Origin of the sequence: Microbacterium sp. Se5.02b, from assembly GCF_019464375.1 — a bacterium.
Taxonomy (GTDB): domain Bacteria; phylum Actinomycetota; class Actinomycetes; order Actinomycetales; family Microbacteriaceae; genus Microbacterium.
This window is the reverse complement of record NZ_CP080491.1, coordinates 3,970,733-3,996,032: the sequence shown is the minus strand read 5'-3', so window position 1 is coordinate 3,996,032 and position 25,300 is coordinate 3,970,733. Positions and strand designations below refer to the sequence as shown.

General features: G+C 67.3%; 24 protein-coding genes and 2 pseudogenes. 14 read left to right on the top strand and 12 right to left on the bottom strand.

The features are described 5' to 3' along the window. Positions 1-50: 50 nt before the first annotated feature. From K1X59_RS20045 to K1X59_RS20035, 3 genes are all read right to left on the bottom strand, one after another. Positions 51-2,546 carry an alpha-L-rhamnosidase gene (locus K1X59_RS20045; protein ID WP_183151323.1) on the bottom strand — a complete coding sequence of 832 codons (2,496 nt, stop codon included), beginning with the start codon at positions 2,544-2,546 and terminating at the stop codon, positions 51-53. Between the two features lie 95 nt (positions 2,547-2,641). Then, a complete protein-coding gene (locus tag K1X59_RS20040; RefSeq protein ID WP_202045415.1) occupies positions 2,642-3,715 on the bottom strand; it encodes a VCBS repeat-containing protein in 1,074 nt (357 codons plus the stop codon). Next, positions 3,712-4,767, bottom strand: a complete 1,056-nt coding sequence (locus K1X59_RS20035; RefSeq protein WP_183151322.1) for a Gfo/Idh/MocA family protein — start codon at positions 4,765-4,767, stop codon at positions 3,712-3,714. The genes K1X59_RS20040 and K1X59_RS20035 overlap by 4 nt, the downstream gene beginning before the upstream one ends. 113 nt (positions 4,768-4,880) lie before the next feature. On the opposite strand from K1X59_RS20035, the gene K1X59_RS20030 reads away from it, so the two are divergent. From K1X59_RS20030 to K1X59_RS20005, 6 genes are all read left to right on the top strand, one after another. Beyond that, positions 4,881-5,864 (top strand): LacI family DNA-binding transcriptional regulator, encoded by a 984-nt coding sequence (locus K1X59_RS20030; RefSeq protein WP_183151321.1) that lies wholly within the window; start codon positions 4,881-4,883, stop codon positions 5,862-5,864. A gap of 117 nt (positions 5,865-5,981) precedes the next feature. Continuing rightward, positions 5,982-7,274, top strand: a complete 1,293-nt coding sequence (locus K1X59_RS20025) for an extracellular solute-binding protein (protein ID WP_183151320.1) — start codon at positions 5,982-5,984, stop codon at positions 7,272-7,274. A 90-nt stretch (positions 7,275-7,364) separates the two neighbouring features. Continuing rightward, on the top strand, positions 7,365-8,219 hold the full coding sequence (locus tag K1X59_RS20020) for a carbohydrate ABC transporter permease (protein WP_183151319.1): 855 nt from the start codon (positions 7,365-7,367) through the stop codon (positions 8,217-8,219). After that, complete coding sequence (locus tag K1X59_RS20015; protein WP_183151318.1) at positions 8,216-9,034, top strand: carbohydrate ABC transporter permease; 819 nt, start codon at positions 8,216-8,218, stop codon at positions 9,032-9,034. Before K1X59_RS20020 ends, K1X59_RS20015 begins: the two co-directional genes overlap by 4 nt. Then, on the top strand, positions 9,031-10,833 hold the full coding sequence (locus K1X59_RS20010; RefSeq protein WP_183151317.1) for a hypothetical protein: 1,803 nt from the start codon (positions 9,031-9,033) through the stop codon (positions 10,831-10,833). The genes K1X59_RS20015 and K1X59_RS20010 overlap by 4 nt, the downstream gene beginning before the upstream one ends. Positions 10,834-11,034: 201 nt before the next feature. Then, positions 11,035-14,082 (top strand): hypothetical protein, encoded by a 3,048-nt coding sequence (locus K1X59_RS20005; protein WP_220173783.1) that lies wholly within the window; start codon positions 11,035-11,037, stop codon positions 14,080-14,082. Between the two features lie 495 nt (positions 14,083-14,577). On the opposite strand, the pseudogene K1X59_RS22200 reads toward K1X59_RS20005, so the two are convergent. From K1X59_RS22200 to K1X59_RS22620, 3 genes and pseudogenes are all read right to left on the bottom strand, one after another. After that, positions 14,578-14,847: pseudogene (locus K1X59_RS22200) on the bottom strand (MFS transporter); the annotation flags it as partial. Then, positions 14,736-15,554: an MFS transporter gene (locus K1X59_RS20000; RefSeq protein WP_258566963.1), complete on the bottom strand. Its 819-nt coding sequence runs from the start codon at positions 15,552-15,554 to the stop codon at positions 14,736-14,738. The pseudogene K1X59_RS22200 and the gene K1X59_RS20000, both read right to left, overlap by 112 nt. Next, positions 15,551-16,203: pseudogene (locus K1X59_RS22620) on the bottom strand (Chromate resistance protein ChrB). Before K1X59_RS22620 ends, K1X59_RS20000 begins: the two are co-directional and overlap by 4 nt. On the opposite strand from K1X59_RS22620, the gene K1X59_RS22195 reads away from it, so the two are divergent. The 6 genes from K1X59_RS22195 to K1X59_RS19975 all read left to right on the top strand — a co-directional run bounded on the left by K1X59_RS22195 (position 16,202) and on the right by K1X59_RS19975 (position 18,790). Then, positions 16,202-16,555 carry a trans-aconitate 2-methyltransferase gene (locus tag K1X59_RS22195; RefSeq protein WP_244632240.1) on the top strand — a complete coding sequence of 118 codons (354 nt, stop codon included), beginning with the start codon at positions 16,202-16,204 and terminating at the stop codon, positions 16,553-16,555. The pseudogene K1X59_RS22620 and the gene K1X59_RS22195 sit on opposite strands and share 2 nt — an antisense overlap. A gap of 20 nt (positions 16,556-16,575) precedes the next feature. Continuing rightward, positions 16,576-16,815, top strand: a complete 240-nt coding sequence (locus K1X59_RS22190) for a hypothetical protein (RefSeq protein ID WP_244632239.1) — start codon at positions 16,576-16,578, stop codon at positions 16,813-16,815. A 103-nt stretch (positions 16,816-16,918) separates the two neighbouring features. Next, complete coding sequence (locus K1X59_RS22185; protein WP_244632238.1) at positions 16,919-17,404, top strand: hypothetical protein; 486 nt, start codon at positions 16,919-16,921, stop codon at positions 17,402-17,404. Next, a complete protein-coding gene (locus K1X59_RS22180; protein ID WP_258566961.1) occupies positions 17,401-18,000 on the top strand; it encodes an enolase C-terminal domain-like protein in 600 nt (199 codons plus the stop codon). Before K1X59_RS22185 ends, K1X59_RS22180 begins: the two co-directional genes overlap by 4 nt. Beyond that, entirely contained in the window at positions 17,997-18,470 is a 474-nt protein-coding gene (locus K1X59_RS19980; protein ID WP_220173782.1) for an SDR family oxidoreductase, read from the top strand. The genes K1X59_RS22180 and K1X59_RS19980 overlap by 4 nt, the downstream gene beginning before the upstream one ends. Further along, positions 18,359-18,790: an SDR family oxidoreductase gene (locus K1X59_RS19975; protein WP_309491665.1), complete on the top strand. Its 432-nt coding sequence runs from the start codon at positions 18,359-18,361 to the stop codon at positions 18,788-18,790. The genes K1X59_RS19980 and K1X59_RS19975 overlap by 112 nt, the downstream gene beginning before the upstream one ends. Positions 18,791-18,849: 59 nt before the next feature. On the opposite strand, the gene K1X59_RS19970 is transcribed toward K1X59_RS19975, so the two are convergent. Continuing rightward, positions 18,850-19,605 (bottom strand): SDR family oxidoreductase, encoded by a 756-nt coding sequence (locus K1X59_RS19970; protein WP_220173780.1) that lies wholly within the window; start codon positions 19,603-19,605, stop codon positions 18,850-18,852. An 83-nt stretch (positions 19,606-19,688) separates the two neighbouring features. Continuing rightward, on the bottom strand, positions 19,689-20,441 hold the full coding sequence (locus K1X59_RS19965) for an SDR family oxidoreductase (RefSeq protein ID WP_258566960.1): 753 nt from the start codon (positions 20,439-20,441) through the stop codon (positions 19,689-19,691). Between the two features lie 245 nt (positions 20,442-20,686). On the opposite strand from K1X59_RS19965, the gene K1X59_RS19960 reads away from it, so the two are divergent. Further along, complete coding sequence (locus K1X59_RS19960) at positions 20,687-21,595, top strand: RNA polymerase sigma-70 factor (RefSeq protein WP_244632234.1); 909 nt, start codon at positions 20,687-20,689, stop codon at positions 21,593-21,595. Positions 21,596-21,654: 59 nt separating this feature from the next. After that, positions 21,655-22,005 (top strand): hypothetical protein, encoded by a 351-nt coding sequence (locus K1X59_RS19955; RefSeq protein ID WP_210274212.1) that lies wholly within the window; start codon positions 21,655-21,657, stop codon positions 22,003-22,005. 50 nt (positions 22,006-22,055) lie between these two features. Here K1X59_RS19955 and K1X59_RS19950 read toward each other — a convergent pair whose 3' ends face one another. From K1X59_RS19950 to K1X59_RS19935, 4 genes are all read right to left on the bottom strand, one after another. Then, positions 22,056-22,283 carry an RNA-binding S4 domain-containing protein gene (locus K1X59_RS19950; RefSeq protein WP_183151312.1) on the bottom strand — a complete coding sequence of 76 codons (228 nt, stop codon included), beginning with the start codon at positions 22,281-22,283 and terminating at the stop codon, positions 22,056-22,058. A 19-nt stretch (positions 22,284-22,302) separates the two neighbouring features. Beyond that, complete coding sequence (locus K1X59_RS19945; protein WP_244632233.1) at positions 22,303-22,839, bottom strand: hypothetical protein; 537 nt, start codon at positions 22,837-22,839, stop codon at positions 22,303-22,305. 405 nt (positions 22,840-23,244) lie between these two features. Further along, entirely contained in the window at positions 23,245-24,561 is a 1,317-nt protein-coding gene (locus K1X59_RS19940; protein WP_220173779.1) for a cell wall metabolism sensor histidine kinase WalK, read from the bottom strand. Further along, positions 24,554-25,231 (bottom strand): response regulator transcription factor, encoded by a 678-nt coding sequence (locus K1X59_RS19935; RefSeq protein WP_220173778.1) that lies wholly within the window; start codon positions 25,229-25,231, stop codon positions 24,554-24,556. The genes K1X59_RS19940 and K1X59_RS19935 overlap by 8 nt, the downstream gene beginning before the upstream one ends. Positions 25,232-25,300: the final 69 nt, after the last annotated feature.

Below are 25,300 nucleotides of genomic sequence, written 5' to 3'. Positions count from 1 at the left end.
GTGTGAACGACGGTCTCCCCGCAAACGGACCGGGAGGAGACTTGTCGAGATCAGGGCGAGATCTGCCACCGGTGATCTCCGGATCCGACCTCGAATCCCTCGGCCCCGGGGAGCGTGATGATCGCGGTCGTATTGGGCGGCACGGTCGCCCAATAATCGAGGGAGAGACCATCTCGCTCCCACCCGGTGGCGACTGTGCCGTAAGGAGTCTCGACGGAGGCCCGGCACCAGCTGAGGCTCTCGATGGGCAACGGGGTGACGCCGATCTTCTTGTACCCGGGCGTTAGAGGTCGAATGCCTGCCAGGTCACCGTGCATCCAGTCGGCGACGGCTCCCAAGGCATAGTGATTGAACGAGGTCATCTCTCCGGGATTGACCGACCCATCGGGGAGGAGGCTGTCCCACCTTTCCCAGATGGTGGTCGCGCCCATCCTGACCGCGTAGAGCCACGATGGCGGTTCGGTTTGAAAGAGCAGCTGCTCTGCGGTCTCGAGGTGTCCCGTCGCGCTGAGCGCTCGGAGAACGACGGGAGTGCCCAAGAATCCGGTTCCGATCCGGTGGTCGTCCTTCTCGACGAGGCGCCGCAGGTGGTCGCCGAGCACCGATCGCTCCTCGTGGGATTCGAGGAGACGGAACTCGATCGCCAGGGCGTACGCGGTTTGAGACTCTGAGGTCAGGCTCCCATCGGCTCGGACGAACCGTTCGGCCCATGCGCCGCGCACGGTGGTCGCGAGTTCGGACGCGCGCGCAGAAGCCTCGCGCATTCCTAAGGCCGTGGCGGCGTCGGCGAGAAGCCGAGCCGATCGGAAGGCGTAGGCGGTCGCGACCAACGCGTGCTCGGTCGTGGAGAGCTCCGGCCGATCCGGAGGGGCGTGCGGGTCGAGCCAATCCCCGAGCTGCTCCTTGTCTTCCCAGATGCTCGACGGCGTGAGCCGTGATCGCACGACGTCGACCCAGTCGGTCATGCTGTCGAACTGGCTCTGAAGAACTCCCACATCCCCGAAGCGCGCATAGAGCTCCGCAGGAACCACCGTGGCCGCATCCCCCCATCCCGCCGTCGGATGCAGCCATCTCGCGTCGAGGAGCACGTTCGGCACGACGAGCGGAACGCTTCCTGATTGCTGACGCTGCTCGGTCGCCAGGTCGGTGAGCCAGGATCTCAGGAACTGTTCGCAGTCGAAGAGGAAGGTGGCGACGGGACTGAACACCTGGATGTCGCCGGTCCACCCGAGTCGCTCGTCCCGCTGGGGGCAGTCCGAAGGGACGCCGAGGAAGTTGCCCCGCATCGACCACACGATGTTCTCGTGAAGGCGGTTGAGTTCAGGGCTTGACGATTCGAAATGCCCCGTGCGTTCCATAGCGGTATGGACGACCTGCGCGGCGATGTCGGCGGGATCGAGTTCTCCTGGCCAACCCTCGACCTCCACATAGCGGAAGCCGTGAAAGGTGAACTTCGGTTCCCATGTCCCTCCGCGACCGTCGAGAACGATTTCGTCGGTCGCCTGTGCTTTTCGCAAGGGGCGAGTGCTCAGCTCGCCCTGCTCGAGCACCTCGGCGTGCCGGAGCGACACGCGCGCGCCGCGCACCGCCGGCTTCTGGACGACTACCCAGCCAACGAGGTTCTGCCCGAAGTCGAGGATGGTCTTCCCGGAGACAGATCGGAGTACACGAGAGACGGGCATCGTCTCGTACCTGCGGATGCGGGGTGATTGGGCCGGACCCGGTTCGGGCTTCCATTCCACGCTTCGTGCCCGCGGCCATGCGGCGTCGTCGAAGTCCGCCTCGTTCCACTCGCGGCGATGCAGGCGGTCGTCCCACCGCTCACCGTTGTAGATGCTCGAGGACACGATCGGAGTCTGCGGCGCGACGCGCCACGTCTCGTCGGCGACGATCACCTCGATGCGGTCGGCGTATTGCAAGTGGATTTGAAGAGAAACTGCGGGCTGCTCGCCGTACGGTCGCGGTGCTTGAGGGTCGCCGAGGTTCTCCGTGAACCATCCTCCCGCAACCGTTGCGAGGAGGACGTTGGTCCCGATCGAAATCATCGGCCCGATGTCGGCGGTGTGATAGTCGACCCGTTCACGGAACGGCGTCCAGCCGGGCTTCAGCACGGCGTCGTCGATTTCGCGACCGTTGAGCTCGATGGAGTAGGCGCCGAGGGCCGTGGCGAAGGCGGTCGCACTGCGGAGTCCCGGTTCGATCCGCACGAGACCTCGAAGGGTGAACGGCATCGCCCGCGCCGTCGGCTTCGGGTGCCCGAGGAAGGGCGCGCGCCACTCGCACCGGCTCATGACGCCACACCGCTGGGAGACCGGAGCGCTCCAGGATGACCACTGTCCGTCAGGTCCGGAGACCCTGACGCGAACGGAGAACTCGGCCATCTCGGGGAGAGGATCGAAGGGCCAGTGGACCGCGACGGACGTCGGACCGTCGATCTCATACCGCCGGACGAGACCCGCCAGTGAGAGTTCGATCTCGGCCCCGGTCTGGTGCCAGTTCGGTGTATCGCTGGTGATCTTCCAGCCGAGGGAAGGCGTCCGAGTCATCAGCGGACCACCGTCGATCACCCGCCCGACCTGCAGTTGAGACACGGTGGTAGAGACGAGCGCGCGGATCGGGGCGCGGTCGAGTCCGTTTCGCATCACAACGGCGCGGGGCCGAGATTTCGGAACAGCCAGAGGCCGTCCTTGCCTGGTGCGACCAGGTCGAGGTAGCCGTTGCCGTCGAGGTCGGCAAGATCGAAGTCGATCCCCACACCCGACCCGAATCCTGGGGGACCGGCGTCGACGGTGTGCTTGACGAAGGCGCCGTCCGCCCACTTGTAGTACCAGATTCCGAGATCGTCCTCGTTGCCCGGATCTCCGGTCGGGTGCGCCCTCCAGCGCTTTCCCGTCACGAGTTCGTCGACACCGTCGCCGTCGATGTCGGCCCACCGGAGGGTGTGACACTGCGAGACTGCGGGATCGATGACGTGGCGGATCCACTCTCGTCGCCCATCGGGATGCAGTCGTTGCTGCCACCAGTCCAGCCCATACCCGTGCCCGTGCCCGACGATCAGGTCGTTGAGGCCGTCGCCGTCGACGTCGGTGACGAGGATGGGGACACTCGCGTCCTTGCCCAGATCGAAGTCGCGGTGGAGAAGCCACTCCGCGTCGGGACCGGCGTTCTCGAACCACCCGTAGTTGACGACGAGATCTCCGCGTCCGTTCCCGCTGATGTCCCCAAATCCCAGACCGTGGCCCTGCGCCAACCCAGAGACGACTCCTGCGCTCCAGCGCTGACCGTCGCGCTTATAGACGACAAGGGGATCACCAGGGGTGTTCGGCACAAGCTCCGGCACGCCATCCCCGTCGACATCCCACGCACTCGGCTGCTCGATGGCACCGGGGCGGGCGATCAGATGCTCCGGCCACAGTCGATCCTCGCCCGCCGCGGCGGTGTTCTCGCGCCACCGCAGCTCGTTGCCCCACCAGCCGCCTGTCACGATATCGGGACGGCCGTCACCGGTCAGGTCGATCGCGACGGAGCCGAAGTCATCGTGATACTCGCCGTGGCGCGCGTCCGGGGCGAACAGGGTGCGCTCGATGAAATCGGGACCGCGGTACCAGAACGAGCCCGACACGATGTCGAGGACGCCATCCCCGTCGACGTCGACGAAGGCCGCGGACTCGAAGGATTCGGCTGCGATGAACTCCTTGCGCCACCGAAGAGTCACGATCGGGCTCCGCGGACCGCGGCGAGGTACTCGTCAGCGATCCTGAGGTCTTCCAGGGCGTCGTGTGCTTCTGACACCGGCTCCGTGCGCGTCCGTACCGCCTCCACGAATCCGCGGGCCTGCGAAAGCATGGCGTGGACAGGCGGTAGCTCCAGTTCACGGAGTTCGCCCTCGTCGCCCTGCTCGCTGTAGAGGGTCAGCTTTCCGGCCTTGCGGGCTGCGAGAGGTGCGGGGTAGTCCACCCTGATGTAGCCCCGGTCGAATCCGATGATGACGTATTCCTCCCAGCCCTGCTCACGTCGCCACGGTTCCATTTCGAGGGCGACGGGCACACCCGATGCGGTTTCCGCGACCATAAGGCGCCCGGACGGATCGGCGTACTTGACCGCGTAGGACTCGCCCAGAAGGTGTCGAAGGAGGTTCGTCTGGTGGGAGTAAAAGTTGACGAATGTCTCGAAGGCCGAGTCGACCTCCCCGTCCGGGCCGAGGAGGGGCACCTCTTCATCCGAGAAGATCACGTCGTCCACTGCGTCGACCGCCCAGTTTCCGCCGGGGATCGTCAGCCGTGCGTAACGGAGGGCACCCCATTCTCCGCTCGAGAGGAGCCCGGCGATGAGCGCTCTGGCGCGCTGGGTCGCTGGGTCGCTGCGCTTGTGATATCCGACCATGTGGAAGGGGGTCGGGGAGGCGTCCAGCAGCCTCAGCAGTTCCACGCCGAGGGCGGTCGATGAAGCGAGGGGCTTCTCTGAGAAGATCGGCAGGCCGGCAGCGTAGAGCGGGCCGAGGATCTGCAGGTGACGGGTGAATGGCTGAGGCGCTACCAGAGCGTCGAGATCTTCGTGCTCGAGCATCTCGTCTGCGGAGGTGTACGCACGGGCGAATCCGTATCTGCGCGCCACGGCCGCGCCCAGCTCGCGGCGCGGTTCGGCGACGGCGACTAGCTCGACGGCTGTCCCGAGGCGGGCGTAGTTGGCCAAATGCGCCATCTGGCCCATTACGCCGGTGCCGACGAAGCCGACGCGGACGGGTGAACCTTCAGAGCGAGCGGTCATCCGATGTAGTCCCGGTTCTGTTAAACGTTTATATCAACTGGCATGATCGTAGTTATGTGTTTAGGTAGCCGTCAAGTACGCGATCCCCGTCGCGTGGCTGAAGGGGGTATTTCGTGATCAAGCGGGTCTCGATGAAAGACGTGGCCGATCGGGCGGGTGTCTCGATCGCAACGGTGTCGCATGTGCTCAACCAGCCGGGGCGCGTGACACCGCAGACGACGGCCAGCGTCGTGCGCGCGATGAATGATCTGGGCTTCGTGCGAAACCAGCTCGCCCGACAGCTTCGCACCGGCACCGGCACCACAATTGGCATGATCGTGCTGAACGTCGCGAATCCGTTCTTCGCGAATCTCGCCCATGCGTGCGAAAAGAGCGCCGAGGAGACGGGGCAGAGCATCCTGCTGGCGAGCAGCGACCAACTGCCGCATCGTGAAGACCGCTACTTGGCGCTTCTCGAAGAGCATCGGGTGAACGGCTTGCTCGTGGCGCCCGTGGGTGGCCCGAGCGTCAGTATGGCCCGGCTTCGCGACCGCGGCATGCCCATCGTGCTGTTCGGCAACTGGACGCCGGCATTCTGCTCGGTGGTGCTGGACGATGAGGAGGGTGGGTACTTGGTCGCCAAGCACCTGATCGAGTCTGGTCGGCGGCGCCTGGCATTCATCGGCGGCCCGATCGGCCAGGTGAATGCGAAGTGGCGGGGCGTTCAGAGGGCCGTCCTGGAGGGTGGGGGCACGCTGGTTCGACGCGTCGACACGCGCGATCAGACGTCGCACGATGGACGGGCTGCAGTTGAAGAACTCCTGGCTGACGGCCCGGACGTCGAGGGCATCATCGCCGTCAACGACCTCACTGCTCTCGGTGTCTTGGCGGGGCTGTCGAGCGCAGGCTTGCGTGTTCCGGACGACGTGGCGCTGACGGGGTACGACGACATCGAGTTCGCGGCTTCAGCATCTGTGCCGCTGACGACGGTGCGGCAGCCGATCGATGAGATCGCCCGCGAGGCCCTCTCTCTCTTGAGGGACGAGGCCGAGCGCCCACACGAGCACCGAAACGTCGTGCTCACCCCCGAACTCATCGTCCGCGACAGTACGGCTTGATCCCGACGTCACTGCGACAGCGCGTCGAGATCGAGGGCCGAAATGGCAGGTTGACAGCGGTGCGTGACTTGAGTACTACTTGTGTTAAACGTTTCACACAGTGAAGGAGACGACAACGTGGTCGGTTCGAAAAACTATTGGATGCGGTCGATCGGGATCAGCGCCATCGTCGGTCTCGCTCTCTCCGCGACCGCCTGCGCGGGAGCGAACGGCGGCGGCGCCGCCGGCGACGAAATCGAGATCGGTGCTCATCCGGCACTGCTGACGGCGTTCAACGCATACGCGGAGGCATACAACGCCACCGATCCGGAGGTGCCCGTCTCGATCGTCGAGTTGGGCGGCGACGACTACACACAGCAGCTGCTGACGATGCAGTTGAGCGGCGACGCCCCCGACATCATCATCAACTTCGCGAACGCTCAACTCCAGAGCGACGGATTGATCAAAGACCTGCAGCCTTGGCTGGCCGAGGGCAAGGGCGGGCTCTCCGAAGACCAGTTCATCCCCGCCTGGCTGAGTCCCTACGTGTCGGACCCGTCTTCGGGCGCCGTGGGCGGTCTGCCAGTGAGCGCCGACACCATGCTCCTCTACTACAACAAGACGCTGTTCGAACGAGCCGGCGTGACCGAGCTGCCCTCGGACACCTGGACCTGGGACGACATGTACCGCGTCGGCGAGCAGATCAGCGCTGCGGGAGCCGGGCAGTACTGGGGCTATCAGCCGCAGAACTGGCATGCCGTTTACAACCCGGTGCTCCACGCGTCGGGAACCGAGGTCTTCGATGACGAGGCGGGTGAGTTCGTCTTCGCGGATGCGGCCGGAATCGAAGGGTGGAAGACCATCTTGCAGCCATGGCAGGAGGGCTGGGGCACGCCGTACCAGGCTGAAGGCGCCCAGACCGACTACTTCGGAGCCGGCCAGGCCGCGATGATGCTCAACACCCGCCCGGCGATCGTCGGGTACCGAGACTCGCTCGCCGAGTACGACTGGGACGTCGCGCTGGTCCCGAAACTGAACGGCGAGAACGCGATCGGCGGGGGCTCGTACGGTCTGTCGATCATGGCCGACTCGCCCAACGCGGAAGCGGCATGGGACTATCTGTCGTGGTTCTTCAGCACGGACGGGGGAATGCAGGTCGCCTCCGAGTTCGGCGTGATTCCAGTAACCGAAAACGGTGTCACCGACGGCGCCTGGCGCGACGACCCCAACCCGGTGCCGGCCAGCCTCACCCCGGTGACCGAAGTCGCGGTCTCTGACGCCTATCTGGGAGGGCCTCCGGTGCCGGTCGATGTCTCGGCAGATCTGGACCCCGCCCTCGTCGCGGCTCAGCAGCGCGTCCTCATCGAGCACGCAACCGTGGCGGATTCCTACCGCCAGGCCCAGGAAGAACTCAACGCTGCGGTGAAGTAGATCCGCCTCAACCGGGCTGGCGCGAGCGTGCTTCGCGCCAGCCCCCAATATGGAAGCGCCCGAATGAGACGTCGCTATCAGAAATCCGATGTGCGCAGCGCCAGCGTGATGCTGGCCCCCGCGCTTGTGCTCTTCATCGTCTTCGTCATCGTGCCCGTAGGAATCGTGATCGGATTGGGGTTCTTCGATTGGAGCTTCTTCAACACCCCGGCGTGGGTCGGTCTGGAGAACTTCAAGAGACTCTTCTCCGACGGCCAGGTCTATCGTTCCCTCGGGATCACCGCGCTCTTCGCGCTGATGGGTGTGGCGCCCACGGTCGCCCTCGGGTTCATGCTGGCGGTGCTCGTGAACGTCCGGCTTCCGGGCATCGGGTTGCTGCGATTGATGTACTTCGCCCCGATAGTTGTGTCGGTGTCGGTGTCGGCAGTCTTGTGGCGCTTCATCTATGACGGCGACCGGGGGCCCCTGGCGGCGCTCGGAACACTGCTCGGCGTCGAGATCCCGAGCCTGTTGAACACGACCTCGTTCGCGCTTCCGGCAATCGTCGTGATGATGATCTGGACGTCGCTCCCCCTCGCGATCATCTTCTACCTCGCCGCCCTGCAGCGCGTCCCCGAGGACATCTATGCTGCGGCCGCGCTCGACGGCGCCGGGCGCTGGCGGACCATGTGGCAGATCACCTGGCCGAACGTGGCGTCAACGACGGTCGTCGTGGCCATGCTCCAGGTCGTCGGTTTCACCGCCGGATCGCTCGACTTCGCACTCGTGACGACCAACGGCGGTCCGCTGGACTCGACGACCTCACTCGGTCTGTTCGCGTACAAAGCGGCCTTCGTCCAGCGCGAGGTCGGCTATTCCAGCGCCGCTTCGCTCCTCCAGATCGCGGTCATCGCGTTCTTGGCACTCGTTGCCTGGCGGGCCGGCGCGGGAAGGACGGCACGATGAAGACTCGAATTCTCCTCCGCTACATCGCCATTTTCGTCGTCGGGCTCGTCATGGTCCTGCCCCTGGTGTACCTCTTCGGCGGATCCCTCATGACGGCCTCAGAGATCACCCAATTTCCTCCCGCGCTCTTCCCTGCCGAGCCGCAGTGGCAGAACCTCCTGAGCGCCCTGCAGGTGGTCGAACCTCGGTCGATCCTCAACAGTCTCATCTTCGTCGCGGGGGTGATCGTGGTACAGCTCGCGGTATCGCTGCCGGCGGGCTTCGCGCTGGCGGTCATCCCGTTCCCAGGAGCGACACGTCTGCTCGCCCTCTTCGTCATCCCGATCTTCGTCCCGACGAACCTCATGATCATCCCGATGTACGTCGTCACCTTCCAGGTGGGACTGGTCGGCTCGTTCGCCGGCCTCATCATCCCGATCGCGGCGGCCAGCTCGGTGGCGATTCTGCTGTTCCGTCAGTTCTTCGCGGGATTGCCGACAGGTCTGTTCGAAGCCGCGCGATTGGATGGAGCGTCTTGGATCACGACCTTCCGACTCATCGCGTTGCCACTGACGAGGCCGATAGTGGCCGCCTACTCTGTGGTGACCTTCCTCACCGCGTGGAACCTGTACATCTGGCCCCTCATCGCGGCGCCCGCTGCGGAGACCCGGGTGCTCAGCGTCGCGCTCGCCCGGCTCGCCCAGAACGACTTCGCCTACATCCCCCCACCCATCACTTTCGCAGGCGCCGTCATCAGCGTCGTCCCGGTGCTGATCGTCTTCCTCGTGTTCCAGAAGTGGTTCACCAAGGGAGTGGTCGGAACGGGACTGGAGTGACATCACCGACGGAACCTCAACCTCATTCCCCCGCCCACCAGCTGTTCGACGCAGCGTTAGCTCGAGGTGACATGTACTCTCCCGATTCTCCACGCCCCCTCATCGATACCGTCGCGATCCTCAACCACCCGACATTCCCGCACGGCACCGCGTGGTCGGAGGAGGCGTTGGAGCGTCTGAAGCGCCTGGGGTTCACGACCCTTCAGCTCAACATCGCGTGGGGATCGCGACCCGGCGACGAAGCACTCAACCTCGAGGATGTCGTGGAGCCCGCCACCGAATGGGACGGGATGAGACAGAGACTCGAGCTCAACAGCAGGCCTGACCGCCGGGCGGAGCGCCGGGCCGAACTGGCCGAGCGCCTCGCGCTGGCGAGGCGGGTCGGGCTGCGCACGGTCTTCCATTTCGGGGCGCCGTTCAACAGGCACAATGAGTTCGGGGATGCGCCTCCGAACTGCGTCTCCGACCCCGAGGTGCATCGGTACTACCGTCATCTCCTGCGGCGGTTGCATGACGAATATCCCGTCGACGACCTCTGGCTCTACACGTACGACCAGGACGCGTGGCTCTGCTCGGAGTTCGGCGAGTGTCCGCGGTGCGGTGGAGTGCCCCTCCACCGCCGGCTGCCGGCGTTCGTCGAATCGCTCGCCGGGGAGTGGGCGAGCATGACGGGCGGGCGGGTGTGGTGGTCGCCCTGGGAGCTCTCGGCGGGACAGATCCTCGGGTGTATCGGCGAGTTCGAACGCCCGGAGATTCTCGGCCTCGCCCTGCACAACAACATCGCGGAGTGCATGGTCGCTCACGCCGGAGATCGCAACACGAGCAATCTCGCTCGGGCTGCGTCCGAGCGGGGAATGCGGGTGGCCATCGAGGGGTACTTCGGCGCGGCCACGGAGGAGACCGAGACCCTCACCCGTCTGCAGTCCCCACTCGCGACGTACCACCAGGTGCGAACCATGATGGCCGTGCCAGGGGTCTCTTCGGTCAAGGAATACTACGGGCTGGATCTTGCGCCTTACGACCCGAATCTCGAAGCCGCCGCGCTCGCACTCGCGGGCGAGGACCTCACCGATGATGAGGTTCTCGCTGCACTCTCAGCGCGCTATGCCGATCCATCGACCCGGACGACAGTCGAAGACATCTGGCGGAATGTCAGCGCCGCGATGGAGATGTATCCGTGGGACGTGTCGTGGTTCGCGCGGGAGACCGGCCGCCGTGGTGCCAGACACTCGTTGGATAAGGCCATCCTGCGCGGCTCCGTCGCAGAGACCCCAGCCTGGCTCTCGACCCGGGCAAGCACGTTCATGGTCACGGCCGATGTGGATCCGCACCCGTGGCTTCTGGAAGACCTGGGACTGAGATGGTCGGCGACCGCATCCTTCCTGCAGAAGGCTCTGGATATCGCGCAGACCCTGCCACCCGATCTGCGGATCGGTGAGGATTTCGCGCCTTTCCTTCGCGAACTGGACGCCTTCCATCGGTCGACGCGGGCACTCGGCCTGCATTGTCGGGAGAGCAATCTGGCAGCACTCATACGTGACTCGGTCGCTCGCCGGACGGCGCCCGCCGAGGGCGTTGTCCGGGAGTTGCTGGAGTTGCTCGCACTCGATCAGGTGAACGCTCGTGAGGACTATCTCACCGATGTGATCGAGACGCTCCGGGAGGACCCGGCTGTCTTCGCGTCAGTCTGGTTCCGAGCCCCGACGCTGAACCCGCCGGGGCACCCCGACACAGTCGCCGGCAGGCCCGGGGCGGTCTTCACGTACCGCGAAGGGCTGTTCGCGATGACGTCGTCCTGACGCCGACCGCGGTGGAGCGCGCTCGTCACTGATATGTGACTGTTGACGACACGGGCGACGCCTTCTATGATCGAACACATATCGCTGTTAAACGTTTAACACCCATCGCCACCGACAAGGAAGTCCATGGTCAAATCACGCACGACCAGATTTGCGGTCGCCAAACTCCTCGTTGTAGGGCTCGTTCTGACCTTGGTGTCAGTGCTCAGTCCCACAGCCGAAACCAGCACGGCGAGTGCCGCTCCCACGTGGGATGTGAAGAGCGACACGTGGGTCGCCACCGATGCGCTGGACCGAAAGGTCGCGACGTACGAAGACGTGAGCGATGCCCGGCCGGACAAGTTCGTCGGCATGTTCTACTTCCTCTACTACGCCTCTTCTCTCGTCCCTGGCACCTCGACGGTCGCCGACGTGAACAAGATCCTCACGTCGAATCTCAACAACCTGAACACCTCGAGCCAGCCGCCGTGGGGACCCGGGTCGCACAACTTCGCAGAACCGATGTGGGGCTACTACCACAACGAAGACGAGTACGTGCTCAAGAAGCATGCGCAGATGCTCTCTGACGCCGGCGTCGACACGCTCATCTTCGATCTGTCGAACTTCAACGTCGGCTCGCCGGAGAACACCGGCTACTACAAGAGCACGTTCCTCAAGCTGATGCAGGTGTTCACCGATGTCCGGGCGACCGGAGGGGACACCCCCGAAGTGATGTTCCTCGTGCCATGGGAAGGGCAGCGGAGCAAGGATGCCGTGTCGGCCCTCTATGCCGACCTGTACTCACAGAACCTCTACAGCGATCTCTGGTTCACGTGGCAGGGCAAGCCGCTCATCATGGCGGACCCCACGTCGATCACCGACCCGGCCATCCAGAGCTTCTTCACCTACCGCAAGGGCAACGCAGGCTACGGCGGGGCGTGGAACGCGAACGAGTGGGGTTGGATGTCGAACTACCCCCAGCCCACGTACTACACCGACACCAACGCGAACGAGATGATGGCGGTGAGCGTCGCTCAGAACTCCAGCTCGGTCTCCTCCGACCCTAACTACATCGAGATGAGCAGGATCGACGCCTCGGGGAATTTCATCGCGCGAGGGCGGAGCTTCCGCAACGGGCAGCAGCCGTTGAGCACGAATCCGATCGACCCGTCGTATCCGACGAATGAAGGGCGGAACTTCAAAGAACAGGCGGACCGCGCTCTGCAGCTGGATCCGGACTTCGTGTTCATCACGGGGTGGAACGAATGGACCGCCGGCCGTCTGGTCGGTCTACCCCAGAGCCCTACCGCGGGAGGATTCACCGACGTCTTCACGCCCGAGTTCAGCCGAGACATCGAGCCGATGAAGGGCGGCTACGCCGACAACTACTACTACCAACTCGTCGACTTCATCCGCGAATTCAAGGGCGTCCGAAAGCCCGAGACGATCAGCGCGCCGCAGACCATCGCCATCGATGGGGACTTCACGTCGTGGTCGACGGTGTCGCCCGAGTTCCGTGACGATACCGCCGACAAGGCGCAGCGGAGCATGCCGGCCGGGGGAAACCGACCCGCCTACTCCAACGCGACCGGACGCAACGAGATCAAGATGTCGAAGGTCGCGAAAGATAGCACCAACGTCTACTTCTACGTCGAGACCGTAGGGAACATCAGCAGCGCGACCGACCCCAACTGGATGCGCCTGTTCCTGAGAACCAACAGCACAGATCCGAACTGGGCCGGGTACAACTACGTGCTCAACCGCACCGGCGTGACCGCCACGACCACGACGTTGCAAAAGTCAACGGGCGGATGGAACTGGAACACCGTTGCGAGCAACATCCAGTACAAGATCTCGGGCAACAAGATGGAGATTGCCATCCCGCGAGCAGCGCTGGGCCTGACGAACACCAGCACGCCCGTGGACATCCAGTTCAAGTGGCACGACAACATGCAGACCCAGGGCGACGTATCGGAGTTCTACACGAACGGCGATGCGGCACCGAACTCACGGTTCAACTACCGCTACACCGACACGGTCCCGACCGCTGCACCCCGACCCCTGGCGCCGCCGGTGGCGCATGCTCCCTCCTGGTCCAAGGTGGATGACGGTGCCCCGGGCATCACCTATTCGTCCGGGTGGTCCGCGTCGACGAACTCGAGCGGGTCGTACAACAACACGGTGCACTACTCGAACACGGTCGGGAGCTATGTCGAGTACGCGTTCAAGGGCACGGGCATCAAATGGCTTGGTACGAAGAACCCCGACCACGGAAAGGTCGACGTCTACATCGACGGCGTTCTGGACACCCCCGCCGTCGACACTTTCGGTCACGGAGTGCAGCAGCAAGTTCTCTATGGAAAGACAGGGCTGACCAACGCGCAGCACACCATCAAGATCGTCGTCACCGGCGCGAAGCACAACTCGTCCATCGGGCTCTACCAAGACGTGGACAGTTTCGAGATCGGCAATCCCCCGCTGGTCTGGACGTCGGTTGACGACAACAGCCCCGCGATCACGTACAACCCGGCCTGGACCGCATCCACGAACGCCTCGGGGTACCTCAACAGCACCGTGCACTACACCTACAACCACAACGACTCGGCGGAGTTCACCTTCACGGGAAGCGGCATCCGGTGGAAGGGAGCCAAGAACCCCGACCACGGCAAGGCGGACGTGTACATCGATGGGGTCCTCGTGGCGCCGGGAGTGGACACCTACGGCGGAGGGGCCAATCAGCAGGTGCTCTATGAGAACACTGCGCTGTCGAATGCTCAGCACACGATCAAGATCGTGGTGACGAATACGAAGAACCCGGCCGCGATCGGGTTCGGGCAGGACGTCGATTCGTTCGAGTACGGGGTGCCGAAGGTCTCGTGGAAGAAGGTGGATGACGCATACTCCGGTCTGACATACGGCGGAGCCTGGATATCCAACCCCGTCGCATCCGGACACCTGAACGGCACGCTTCACTACACCTCGAATGCCAACGCGTATGCGGAGCTCGCCTTCACGGGCACGGCGGTCCGGTGGACGGGTAGCAAGAACGTCAACCACGGCAAGGCCGATGTCTACATCGACGGCGTTCTCGCTCAGGCCGGCATCGATACGTACGCGGCAACCGATACGAAGCAGCGGGTGCTCTTCGAGAAGACAGGTCTCAGCAACGGTCCCCACACTCTCAAGGTGATCGTCACGGCGGCAAAGAACGCGGCCTCGACGGGGTACATCCAAGACGTCGATTCGTTCGAGTACGGCCTCACCCAGTAGAGCCGGCGCTGCCACGGGTGGAACAGCGTAGGTGAGGGCGGAGTCGGAGACTCTGACCTTCCCTACGCTGTTGCCCTCCCTCGCGTCGGGCTTCGGGAACGCAGACCGCCCCCGCCCGAAGGTCCGATGGTGCTTCTGTTCTGAACAATGCCAGACGGACGCGGTCTGCCACCGTGCAGAAGGGCGCTTGTGACCAAGGGCGGCGAAATCCACGAGTCCGCGCTCTGTCGGTGTTCCACGGGTCGCTGGCGCCGCACCTCCCGGGCGTTCGTCAGTCCCGGCGCGCGTCAGGAGGCTCTCGTACGGCAACGACGCCGGGCAGCGCCCTGGTCGCCGCTCCCGTGACGGCGACGACGACCGCAAGTGCGCCGAGGCCGATCGGAAGTGTCGCCGCGACGGCGACGCCGCCCACGAGCAGCGGTCCCCGGCGTCGCCGAGCTCCCGTCCGAGTTCGGCGGTGCCCATGGTGCGGCCCATGCGCTCCGGCGGCGTCGTGTCGGCCAGGTGCGCGAACGCGAAGGGCGTCGCGAGACCGATTCCGACCCCGAGCAGAGCCGCCGCCCCGTAGAGCATGGGCAGCGACGGCCAGAACGCCGCGAGGAGGATGCCGGCCGCGATGATCTCCACGCCGAGCGTCATCCCCGCCCTGTCGCTCAGGCGGCCGCTGTCGCGGAGTCTTCCGGCGAACGGTTGGGTGAGCGCCGAGGTGAGCGCCAGCGCGGAGGCGATCGCGATGCTCGCGAACAGCGGAGCGTCCTGGCTGCTCGCGAGTGCGGGGAGGAAGCCGATGGCAGCGCCCAGCGCGCCGGTGGATGCCGCAAGGACGAGCGTGGGAACGAGGAATCCCCGTTCGGTCGTCTGCCGTGCGAGGTCGGCGATCGTGTAGCGGGGGCGGGGCAGCGGCTCGACCCGGGGAGGGCGATGGCCACCCAGACGGCGGTGGCGATGGCGACCGCGCTCAGGCAGGCGAAGAGGAGCGCGAAGCCGCCGAGGAAGATCAGCCCGGCGCCGATGAGCGGGCCCAGGGTGTAGCCGAGACCCTTCCAGGAACCGTACCGGCCGAAGTACCTGCCCTTCGAGCCGGCGCCGGCCAGACGTGCGACCGTCGCCGAGGACGCGGGGGAGAAGGCGGATGCCGCCGCACCCTGGCCGAGTCGAGCGATCGCCAGGGCGACCGTGCTCGACGACCACAGCCCGACGAGCGACACGAGTCCGAACGCGAGGAGCCCGACGACGATCACGGGCTTGGCGCCGATCCTGTCGGCGATGGAGCCGAACACGGGCTTGAGGAACACTTCGGCGAGGTCGTAGATCGCCAGCAGGGCGCCGAGCCGGAGCAGGTCGAGGCCGATGTCGTCGCTGCTCGCGCCGATGCCCGCCGCGATGCTGTGGGCGCCGAAAGCGGTGACGAACCCCGCGGCGTAGAGCGGGGCGATCGCGCCCGTTCGCGGCTCGGACGCCGGCCTGCTCATGCGTGCACGGCCTGATACACGAGTTCGGCGAACCGGCCGAGGTCCGCTCCGCACGCGGCCAGCTCGCGGTCGGCCTCCTTCGACGCCGGGGACTCGAACACGTCTCGGCTGCGCAGGGTGCGATGCCAGCGCTGCAGACGGTCGAGACTCTGCTCCTCCTCCTCGAGCTCCGCGAGCGTGAACTTCTTCTTCTCGATCTCGCGGGCGATCTCCGCGCGGTACTTCGCGCAGTCGGCGACGAACTCCGACCAGTCGTCGGCGCGCGCGGCGTCGAACAGCTCGCGAAGCGCCGCGGTGTCACCCCGTCGGTCTGGGTGCGCAGCACCAGGATGTCGCCGTCTCCACGCTGCGCGAGCGCCCTGGCACGTTCCACCCCGGCGGCGCACGCGGGGACATCCGGTGCGACCCAGGTGCCCTGACCTGCGGGGACGGCGCCGAACTGGCGCAGCTCCCGCCAGACGGCCACGCGATGCCGCGACGGCGTCGCAGGCACCTGGACCAGGAGGACGAGCCACCCCTCAGAATCTGTCACACCAAGAACTGTAACAGGTGTTACAGCGGCGTCGGGGAGCGCACGAGCGGCCGATGTCCGCGAGGGTCGGTACGGTCGACGAGAGATGCTCGGACGACACCGGGAGGGGTGAGCCATGTCGGCAGGCACGCGAACAGACCGCCGCGTGCGCGATGGATACACCGCTCGCGCGGACGAGTACACCGCGCTCTTCGGCGACGTCGGTCAGCTCGACGCGAGAGACCGGGAGCGCATCGCGGGATGGGCGGACGGGATCGACGGACCCATCCTCGATGCGGGATGCGGTCCCGGACAGTGGACCGCATACCTCGCCGATCGCGGGCGGGAGGCGGAGGGCATCGACCTGGTGCCCGCGTTCGTCGCGACCGCGTCGGCACGATTCCCGCATGTCTCCTACCGCGTGGCGTCGCTGCTCGACCCCGGTGTCCGACCCGGCTCCGTCGGGGTGTCCTCGCCTGGTACTCGCTGATCCACGCGAGTCCGGACGAGTTGCCGAGCCTCCTCACCGCCGCGCGGTGCGCGATCCGTGAGGGCGGAGGGCTGCTGGTCGGCTTCTTCGACGGAGCGGACGGCGAGGCGTTTCCCCACGCAGTGACGACGGCGCACCACTGGTCGCGGGCGGGAATGTCGGCACTGCTCGAACGGGCAGGATTCGCCGTCGTCGACAGTGACGCCAGGGTGGACGAGGGCCTTCGACCGCACGCGTCGATCAGTGCGGTCGCGGTCTGAGCAGCCGCGATCGTCGGCGCTTCCGAGGAATTCGAACCCGCACGGACAACGGTTCTGCGGCTATGCTCGTGTTTGCTATAGCAAATCACCTTCAAGGGGACACATGACCACGGTCGCTCGCATCGACACCGCCACGGCACAGCTCCCACTGCCGGCGCCCCTCCAGCTCGGCGCCATGACCGTCACGCGACGGGAGTACAGCGCGGTCCAGGTGACAGACGACGATGGCGTCACGGGTGTCTCGTACTGCCTCTCGCGCGAGGCGCCGATGGCCGAGATCGTCGAGCGTCTCGTCGCGGCGCACGCACGGGGAGCCGACGCCGACGACCCCACGTCGACCTGGAACCGGATGCTGCGGGGCAGTGCGATCGTCGGCCGCGTCGGGCTGGTCCGCCGAGCGATCGGACTCGTCGACATCGCGCTGTGGGACGTCGCTGCTCGTCGTGCCGGCATGCCGCTGTGGCGGCTCCTCGGCACCGGAGACGCCCCCGCGACTCGATCCTCGTCGCGGCGTACCCCTCTCCCGACCGCACTCCCCGCCAGGTCGCCGACGAGGTGCTCGCCCAGGCGGACGGATGGGCGAACGTGAAGATCTCGCGCGTCGCCGACCCCGGATACATGCGCGACCTGCTCGCGCTCCTGAACAGCGAGCTGCCCGCGCAGACGGGACTCATCGTCGATGTCGGCTTCGGCTGGCCCGACGCCGACACCGCGCTCGCGGAGATCGCGCAGTGGGGCGACCCGCGTCTCACCTGGCTCGAGGATCCGCTGCTCCCCGAGGACGCCGCCGGCTGCGCCCGCATCCGCCGCGAGTCCGGTCTCGCCGTCTCGGTCGGAGACGAGGTGACCGATCCCGCCGTGCTCCACGCCCTCGTCGAGGAAGGCGGTGTCGATGCCCTCCGCCTCGACGTCGTGGCCATCGGCGGCATCACCCCCGCGCTCGAGATGATCGCCTGGGCGTCGGCACGCCAGGTGCCCGTCTCGGGCCACGTGTATCCCGAGGTCACCGCGCACCTGGGCATCGGCGTCGAGACGTTCGCACGCGGACGCAACCCCTACGACCCCGCGCCGTCCTTCATCGTCGGCGGCCCCTCGTTCGAGGGTCAGGTGCGCCCGACCGATGCCCCGGGACTCGGCTTCACGCTCGACCCGTCCGTCTTCGCCTTCGAAAGGGGCCTCTCATGATCGAATCCGCACGCAGCGTCGTGGTGACGGGCAGCGGCAAGGGCATCGGTCGGGCGATCGCCGAGCGCCTGACGGCCGACGGATGGATCGTCGTTGGGCTCGAACGTTCGCCAGGGTCCGGGACGCTCGAGGAGGGCATCGTCGCCGAAGTCGTGCTCGGTGACGCGTCGGAGCGCAGCGCCCACCAGAGGGCGGCGGAGGCGGCCCTCGCCAGGGCACCGCTGGCAGGGTGGGTCAACAACGCCGGCATCACGAAGCACACGCCGCTGCATGAACTGGATGAAGACGTCGTACGCGAGATCATCGGCATCAACGGCTTCGGCTACATCTGGGGTGCTCGACGGCCGTCTCGGCGTTCATCGACCAGGGTCTCCCCGGGGCGATCGTCAACGTCGGCTCGATCCACGGCCGCGCCAGCCACCCGCACCACGGCGCGTACGAGTTCACCAAGGGCGGCATCGACGCCCTGACCCGCAGCGTGGCGGTGAGCTACGGCCGGCTCGGCATCCGCGCCAACACAGTGGCACCGGGAGGGGTGCGCACCCCGCACCTCGAGGCGAAGATCGCCGCATCGCCCGATCCCGAAGCCGAGGAACGCGGCCTCGCCGAGGGCCCGCCCATGGGGCGCATCGCCCGTGCCGAAGAGGTGGCCGCGGTGACCGCCTTCCTGCTCTCGGACCAGGCCCCGTACCTCAGCGGCGAGTCCATCGCCGTGGACGGTGCCTGGACAGCCTCCTTCGGCGACGTGGAGGTCGACCCGGCCTTGGCGGCGCGGTTCCGCGGCGAGTGACACGGCGGACCGACCGAGGAGCGGGCTGCACAGCCGCCACGCCCCTCGCTCGGCACCCGTCACGCGCGCGGCGGGTTCAGCGGCAGCCACTCCTCGAGGGTCGTCTCGAAGATGCGCGCGCCCTCGATCGGGATGAGGGTGCGCTCCGCGATCTGCGCGCCGTAGTACGGTGCACTGTCGTCGCGGACGACCGTGCGGGGGTCGTGGCGGAACGAGAGAGCGCGGCGGGCGAACTCATCCATGCCGAACGCCTCGGGTCCCGCGATCTCGAAGTCCCCTGAGGGGGTGCCGGCGGCCGTGCGCGCCACGGCCGTCGCCACATCCTCTGCGGCGATCGGCTGGATGAGGGCGCCGGGCAGGCTGACGGTGTCACCCTCGGTCGAGATGTCGGCGATGCTCCCCACGAACTCGAAGAACTGCGTCGCGTGCACGAGGGAGTACGGGATGCCGGAGTCGCGGATGAGCTGTTCCTGGGCGACTTTCGCCGCGAAGTAGGGGATGCTCTGCGGCCGGTTCGTGCCGACGATCGTGAGGGCGACATGGTGGGTCACCCCGGCCACGGCTTCGGCCGCCAGCAGGTTGCGGGTCGACGTGGTGAAGAACTCGAGCACGTCGTCCGCCGCGAACGAGGGGGAGTTGGAGACGTCCACGACGGTGTCCGCGCCGACCAGGGCATCGGCGAGCCCTTCGCCGGTCAGAGAGTTCACTCCCGTGTTGGGCGACGCGGCGACGGCGTCGTGGCCGTGCTCCCTGAGCTTCGCGACGACCTTCGAGCCGATGAGGCCGGTACCTCCGATGACGACGATCTTTGCCATGTCCACGCCTTTCGTTTGAGCGGCACCCTGTGGTGCCTGCAGGTATGACCGGGGTCGAGCCCCGGGTGTGACAGGTCAGGCGTTCACCGTGACTCGCACGCGCCAGTCGTGATAGCGCGTCGGGGCGATCGTGGCGGTCGCCTCCGGCAGCAGATCGCGGCGGCCGAGCCTGGCGCCGAAGTATGTCCCCAGGGGTCGGGCACCACTTCTCGTTCGTCCTGGCGTGAGCGGAGGTCCATCGCGGCCACCGCGGCGAGGCTGAACACCTCCGGGCCGCCGAATTCGATCATCCCGTGGAGCGGGTCGGCGAGGGCTGTGCGCACGACGGCGTCCGCCACGTCGTCGGCCGCCATCGGCTGCACGAGCACGTCCGCGATGTGGGCGACCCGACCTCGCATCGCGTGATCGGTGATGCTGCGGACGAACTCGAAGAACTGGGTCGCGTGCACGAGGGAGTACGGGCGGCCGGACGCCGAGATCAGCCGCTCCTGCTCGTGCTTGGCGATGAAGTATCCGCCCTCCGCACGGGCGAGCCGGTCGGTGCCGACCACGGAGAGGGCGACGTGATGCCCGACTCCGGCGGCTTCGCCGTAGCTGAGCAGGTTCAGCGTCGAGGTGGTGAAGAAGTCGCGCGCGCCCTCCTCGTCGGTGTACGAGGAGTTGGAGACGTCGACGAGGACGTCTGTTCCGGTCAGAGCCTGCTCGAGGCCTTCGCCGGTGTACGAGTTGACGCCCGTCGCACGCGCCGCGGCGACGACCTCATGTCCCGCGTCGCCCAGCCGCCGCACCACGCGTGCCCCGATGAGGCCCGTGCCTCCGATGACCGTGATTCTCATGTCTTCCTCCGATGTCCGATTCCCCGCGGAATCCCACGGATACCCAAGAGACCGGGTGGGCGACCCGCTTGTGACGGGAGCGCGTGTCACAGAACCGGCGGCTGGGCGGTCAGTGCTGTCGACGGCGCTCTGCACGCAGGCAGGGGCCAGAATGGGCGGACGGGATGCGACGAATCCGAAGGGGATACCCGGTGGTGAGCGCCGGCTCCGCGCCGATGCCCGCGGAGGAGAGGGAGGTCCGGCCCGTGGACTCGACGGAAGACCACCGCAGCCCGCAGCGCGGCGACCTCGACGACGCGGTGGAGGTGTTCGCGCAGCAGCGACGACGCCTGTTCGGCATCGCCTACCGCATGCTCGGCACGGTCGCCGATGCGGAAGACATCGTGCAGGACACCTGGATCCGGTGGCAGAACACCGACCGTGGGCGGGTGGCCGAGCCGGCGGCGTTCCTGGCGACGATCGCGACGCGACTCTCGATCAACGTGCTGCAGTCCGCGCACTCGCGCCGCGAGACCTACATCGGACCGTGGCTTCCCGAGCCGGTGAACACGGATGACGACCCTGCGCTCGGCGCCGAGCGCGCGGAGGCCCTGCAGTTCGCGATCCTGCTGACCCTCGAGAAGCTGACGCCCACCGAGCGTGCCGCCTACATCCTGCGCGAGGCCTTCGACTATCCCTATCCCCGGATCGCGGAGGTCATCTCGACGAGTGTGGTGAGCGCCAGACAGCTCGTGAGCCGCGCGCGCGGACACCTGGCGTCCGCGCGGCAGTCGACGGTCGCCGCATCGGACCAGCGGCGCCTGTTGGAGGCTTTCCTCACCGCGGCGCAGAAGGGAGACGCGCAGGCGCTGGAGAAGCTCTTCGCCGAAGACGTCGTCAGCTACACGGACGGCAACGGCGTGAAGCTCGCGGCACGCATCCCGGTGATCGGGCGGGGAAGGGTGGCGAAGTTCGTCGCAGCGTTCGCGCACCACTTCTGGATCGGCAAGTCGATCGGTTGGGTGCACGTCAACGGGCAGCCGGCGGCGACACTCATCGAGAACGGCGTCGTCACCACGATCGTCACCGTGACGACGTCGGCCGACGGCATCCTGCAGCTCCTCTGGGTGATGAGCCCTCAGAAGCTCGGCCACGTCACCGCGGTCGACGTATGACCGCGGAGCGCCGTCGGGGGCGGACGCCGGATCGTCGTGACGTCGCAGACCCGGTCACGATGGAACAGCTCGCCCAGCGGATGGCGGCGGCGGACACGGAAGGGATCCGTGCGCTGCTCCGTCCTGACGCGGTCGTCATCGTCGACAGCGGTCGGGTCGTCGATGCGGTGACGCGTCCCGTCGAAGGGGATCGCGCCGCGGCGTCCGCTCTGGCGGAGGTGGCCTCGGCGGAGGTGGCGTCGGCAGACTGCTCGGCCAGGGCGGTGTCGATCAACGGCGCTCCGGGATTCGTCCTCTCCCGCAGTGGCGTGGTGTTCGCCGCAGTGACCGCCGAGACGCGCGGCGCACGGCTGACGCGGGCGTGGGTGGTCAGCAATCCCGAGAAACTCCGGCACTGGAACCGCGGCTGACCGTCACCGTCGTCGGCGACCGGCCGGGCCTCCCGCCGCGGCCAGCGCGGTCAGGGCCGGACGCGGACGGTGCGGCCTTCGAAAGAGACGAGGTCGCCGTCGCGGAGCTGGCGTCCGCGACGGCGATCGACCTCGCCGTTGACCGTCACATAGCCGTCGATGATGACCTCTTTGGCGTCTCCGCCCGAGTCGAGGAGACCGGCGAACTTGAGGAACTGCCCGAGCCGGATCACCTCCCCGCCGATGGAGATGTCGTCGATCCGATCGGGGGAGGTCATCTCTGAATGCTAACGCGACTCAGTCGTCGATGTCGGTTCCGACGACCGCGAACTCGGCGTCGAAATCGATGTCGATGGAGCGGTTGTCCGAGGTGAGGACCGAGGCGTCGTAGGGGCTCACGTCATCGGCGTCGACATCGAGGTCGGTGATCATCCCGTCCGCTTCGGCGAGAGCAGCCGCGACGAGAGCACGGATCGTCTCGTCGTCGAGGGTGAGCACGGGCCCGGTGTCGTCGCCGTCGCCCTTGTCGGTGGAGATGACGGATGCGGAGAGGTCCTCCTCGACCCTGACCTCGGCCTCGTCGCCCGAGGCGTTCGTGAGCTCCACCTCCCACGTGCCGTCGCGCTTCGCATCGATCGAGGTCACCTCCCCGTCGGCGGCGCCACGTGCGGCATCGGCAATCTCGATCAGGTCGTCGGCGGACGCGGTGCCGATCCCGGTGACGGGTCCGCGGCCGTCCGAGGAGCCGGGGTCGCCGGGGCGGTCGTCATCCCGACGGTCGCCGCCGGGGCGGTCGTCGTGTCGGTCGTCATCGTGGCGGGGTCCGTCGGACATCGACGGACGGTCGTCGTCGCCGCCGAACTCGTCTCCGATCGCCGCGCCGACGGCGACGCCGCCCCCGCGAGGATCACGGCTGCGGCGATGCCACCGCCGATGAGCAGGGCACGCGTGCGCCCGGGCTTCGCTGTGGCCGGGCCGTCTGCGGGGGCCGCGGCGTCCGTGGCGTCGGGCGCGGCCGTGGGGGATGCCGGGTGCTGCCCTGACCCTGTCGCGGGCGACGCGGCCTCCGGAGCCGAGGTCACGGGGACGGTCTGCGCATCCGGGGTGCTCTCGGGAGCGGGCTCGGGCGTCTGGTCGGGAGTGGGTGTCTTGTCGTCCATGTCACGATGGTCTCCCGCGGGCGCTGAAGCCTCCCTGAAACGTCCTGAAGACCTCTTCAGGATCCGAGGATCCGCCCCTTCAGGCGGTGAGGGGCAGGGTGAGGACGAACCGGGCGCCGCCCCATCGGGAGTCGTCGACAGTGAGGTGCCCGCCGGCGGAGGTCGCGATGCCCTGTGCGATCGCGAGGCCGAGACCGCTGCCTCCGGCGTCGCGGCTGCGTGCCTCGTCGAGGCGCACGAAGCGTTCGAAGATGCGGTCGCGCTCCGCGGAGGGGACACCGGCGCCGTCGTCCTCGACCGTGAGGAACACGTGGTCACCCGCGGGGGTCACGCCGATCGCGACGCGACCCCGGCTGTGCCGCACGGCGTTGTCGGCCAGGTTGCGCACCAGCTGGCCGAGCAGGCGCGGGTCGCCGTGCACCCTCGCGGCATGGATCCCCGAGCCGTCCACGTCGAGTCCGGCAGCCCGCATCCGGCGCACCTCGCCCAGCGCGATGTCGTCGAGGTCCACCGCCTCGGCGTTCGTGCCGGCGCCCTCGTCGAGGCGGGCGAGCAGCAGCAGCGACTCGACGATCCCCTGCAGGCGGAGGCCTTCTTCCGAGACGACCTCCGCGAGCTCGGCGATGCTCGTGACCTCGGGGTGCGCGTGGGCGAGCTCTGCATGCTGACGGATGGTCGCGAGCGGAGACCGCAGCTCGTGCGAGGCATCCGACACGAAACGGCGCTGCGCGGTGGCCGCCGCATCGAGTCGGTCGAGCATGCCGTTCATGGTGGTGGCGAGCGCGGCGATCTCGTCCGCCGTGTCGGGCACCGGGACGCGCTGATGCAGGCGGTCCGCCGTGATGCCGTCGACCTCCTCGCGGATGCGCTCGACCGGGCGGAGGGCACGGCCGACCACCAGCCAGGTGGTCACGGCCACGAGCAGCAGCAGGACGGGCACGGCGACGGCCAGCAGGGTGGCGACCGTGGCGAGGGTCTCCGCATCGTCGTCCATCGACACGGCGAGCACGAGGGTCCGGTCTCCCTCGATGTCTTCCGAGACGACGAGCACGCGGTCGCCGTCGACGGTCATCGTCTGCGGATCGTCGTCGAGGGGGAGGGGCGTCGAGCCGAGGGCGTCCCGCGCGTCCTCGCTCGCCGCGCGCACGGCGCCGTCGGGCCCGATGATCTGGATGATCTCGTCGTCGAGCGCGTCGATGCCCTTTCCGCCGGGGCCTCCCGCACGCTCCGCGAGCTCTTCGAGCCGCTGTTCGGCGGCGCGTTCGGTGCTGCTGTGCATGCTCGCGCTGAGCACGCCGTAGAACGAGAGGGCGCCGACGAGCAGTGCCACCGCGACGACGGCCGTCGCCCCGAGGGTGGTCCGGGCACGTACCGAGCGCCAGCCCCGGCTAGCCACCGTCGGCCGCCAGTCGGTAGCCCGCCCCGCGGATGGTCTCGATCGCCTCGCGCCCGAACGGCTTGTCGAGCTTGCGGCGGAGATGGCCGACGTAGACCTCGACGATGTTCGGGTCGCCGTCGAAGTCGTCGTCCCAGACGCCCTCGATCAGGGCCCGCTTCGACAGCACCTGACCGCGGTGGCGCATGAGGTGCTCGAGCACCGAGAACTCCCGCGCCGTCAACGACACCGGAGTGTCGCCGCGCCACACGCGGTGCGCGGCCGGATCGAGTCGCAGATCGCCGGCCTCGAGGATCGCCGGGCGTGCGACCGCCCCGCGTCGGACGAGTGCTCGCAGCCGTGCGACGAGGATGGCGAACGAGAACGGCTTGGTGACGTAGTCGTCTGCCCCGGTCTCGAGCGCCTCGACCTGGTCCCACTCGCCGTCCTTCGCGGTGAGCATCAGCACGGGCGTCCAGTTCTCCTCCGCGCGCAGCGCCTCGCACACCTTCCACCCGCTCATGCCCGGCATCATCAGGTCGAGCACGATGGCGTCGTACCGTGTCTCCCGCGCTCGCCACAGCCCGTCGACGCCGTTGTGGGCGACATCGACGGCGAAGCCCTCGGCCTCGAGCCCACGGCGCACCCCCTCGGCGAGGCGCACCTCGTCGTCCACCACCAGGATCCGCATACCTCCAGTGTGGCCGGTGAACGCTGAACCGAGGCTGAAGCGCTGGTCACGGGTCAGGTGCCGAGATGC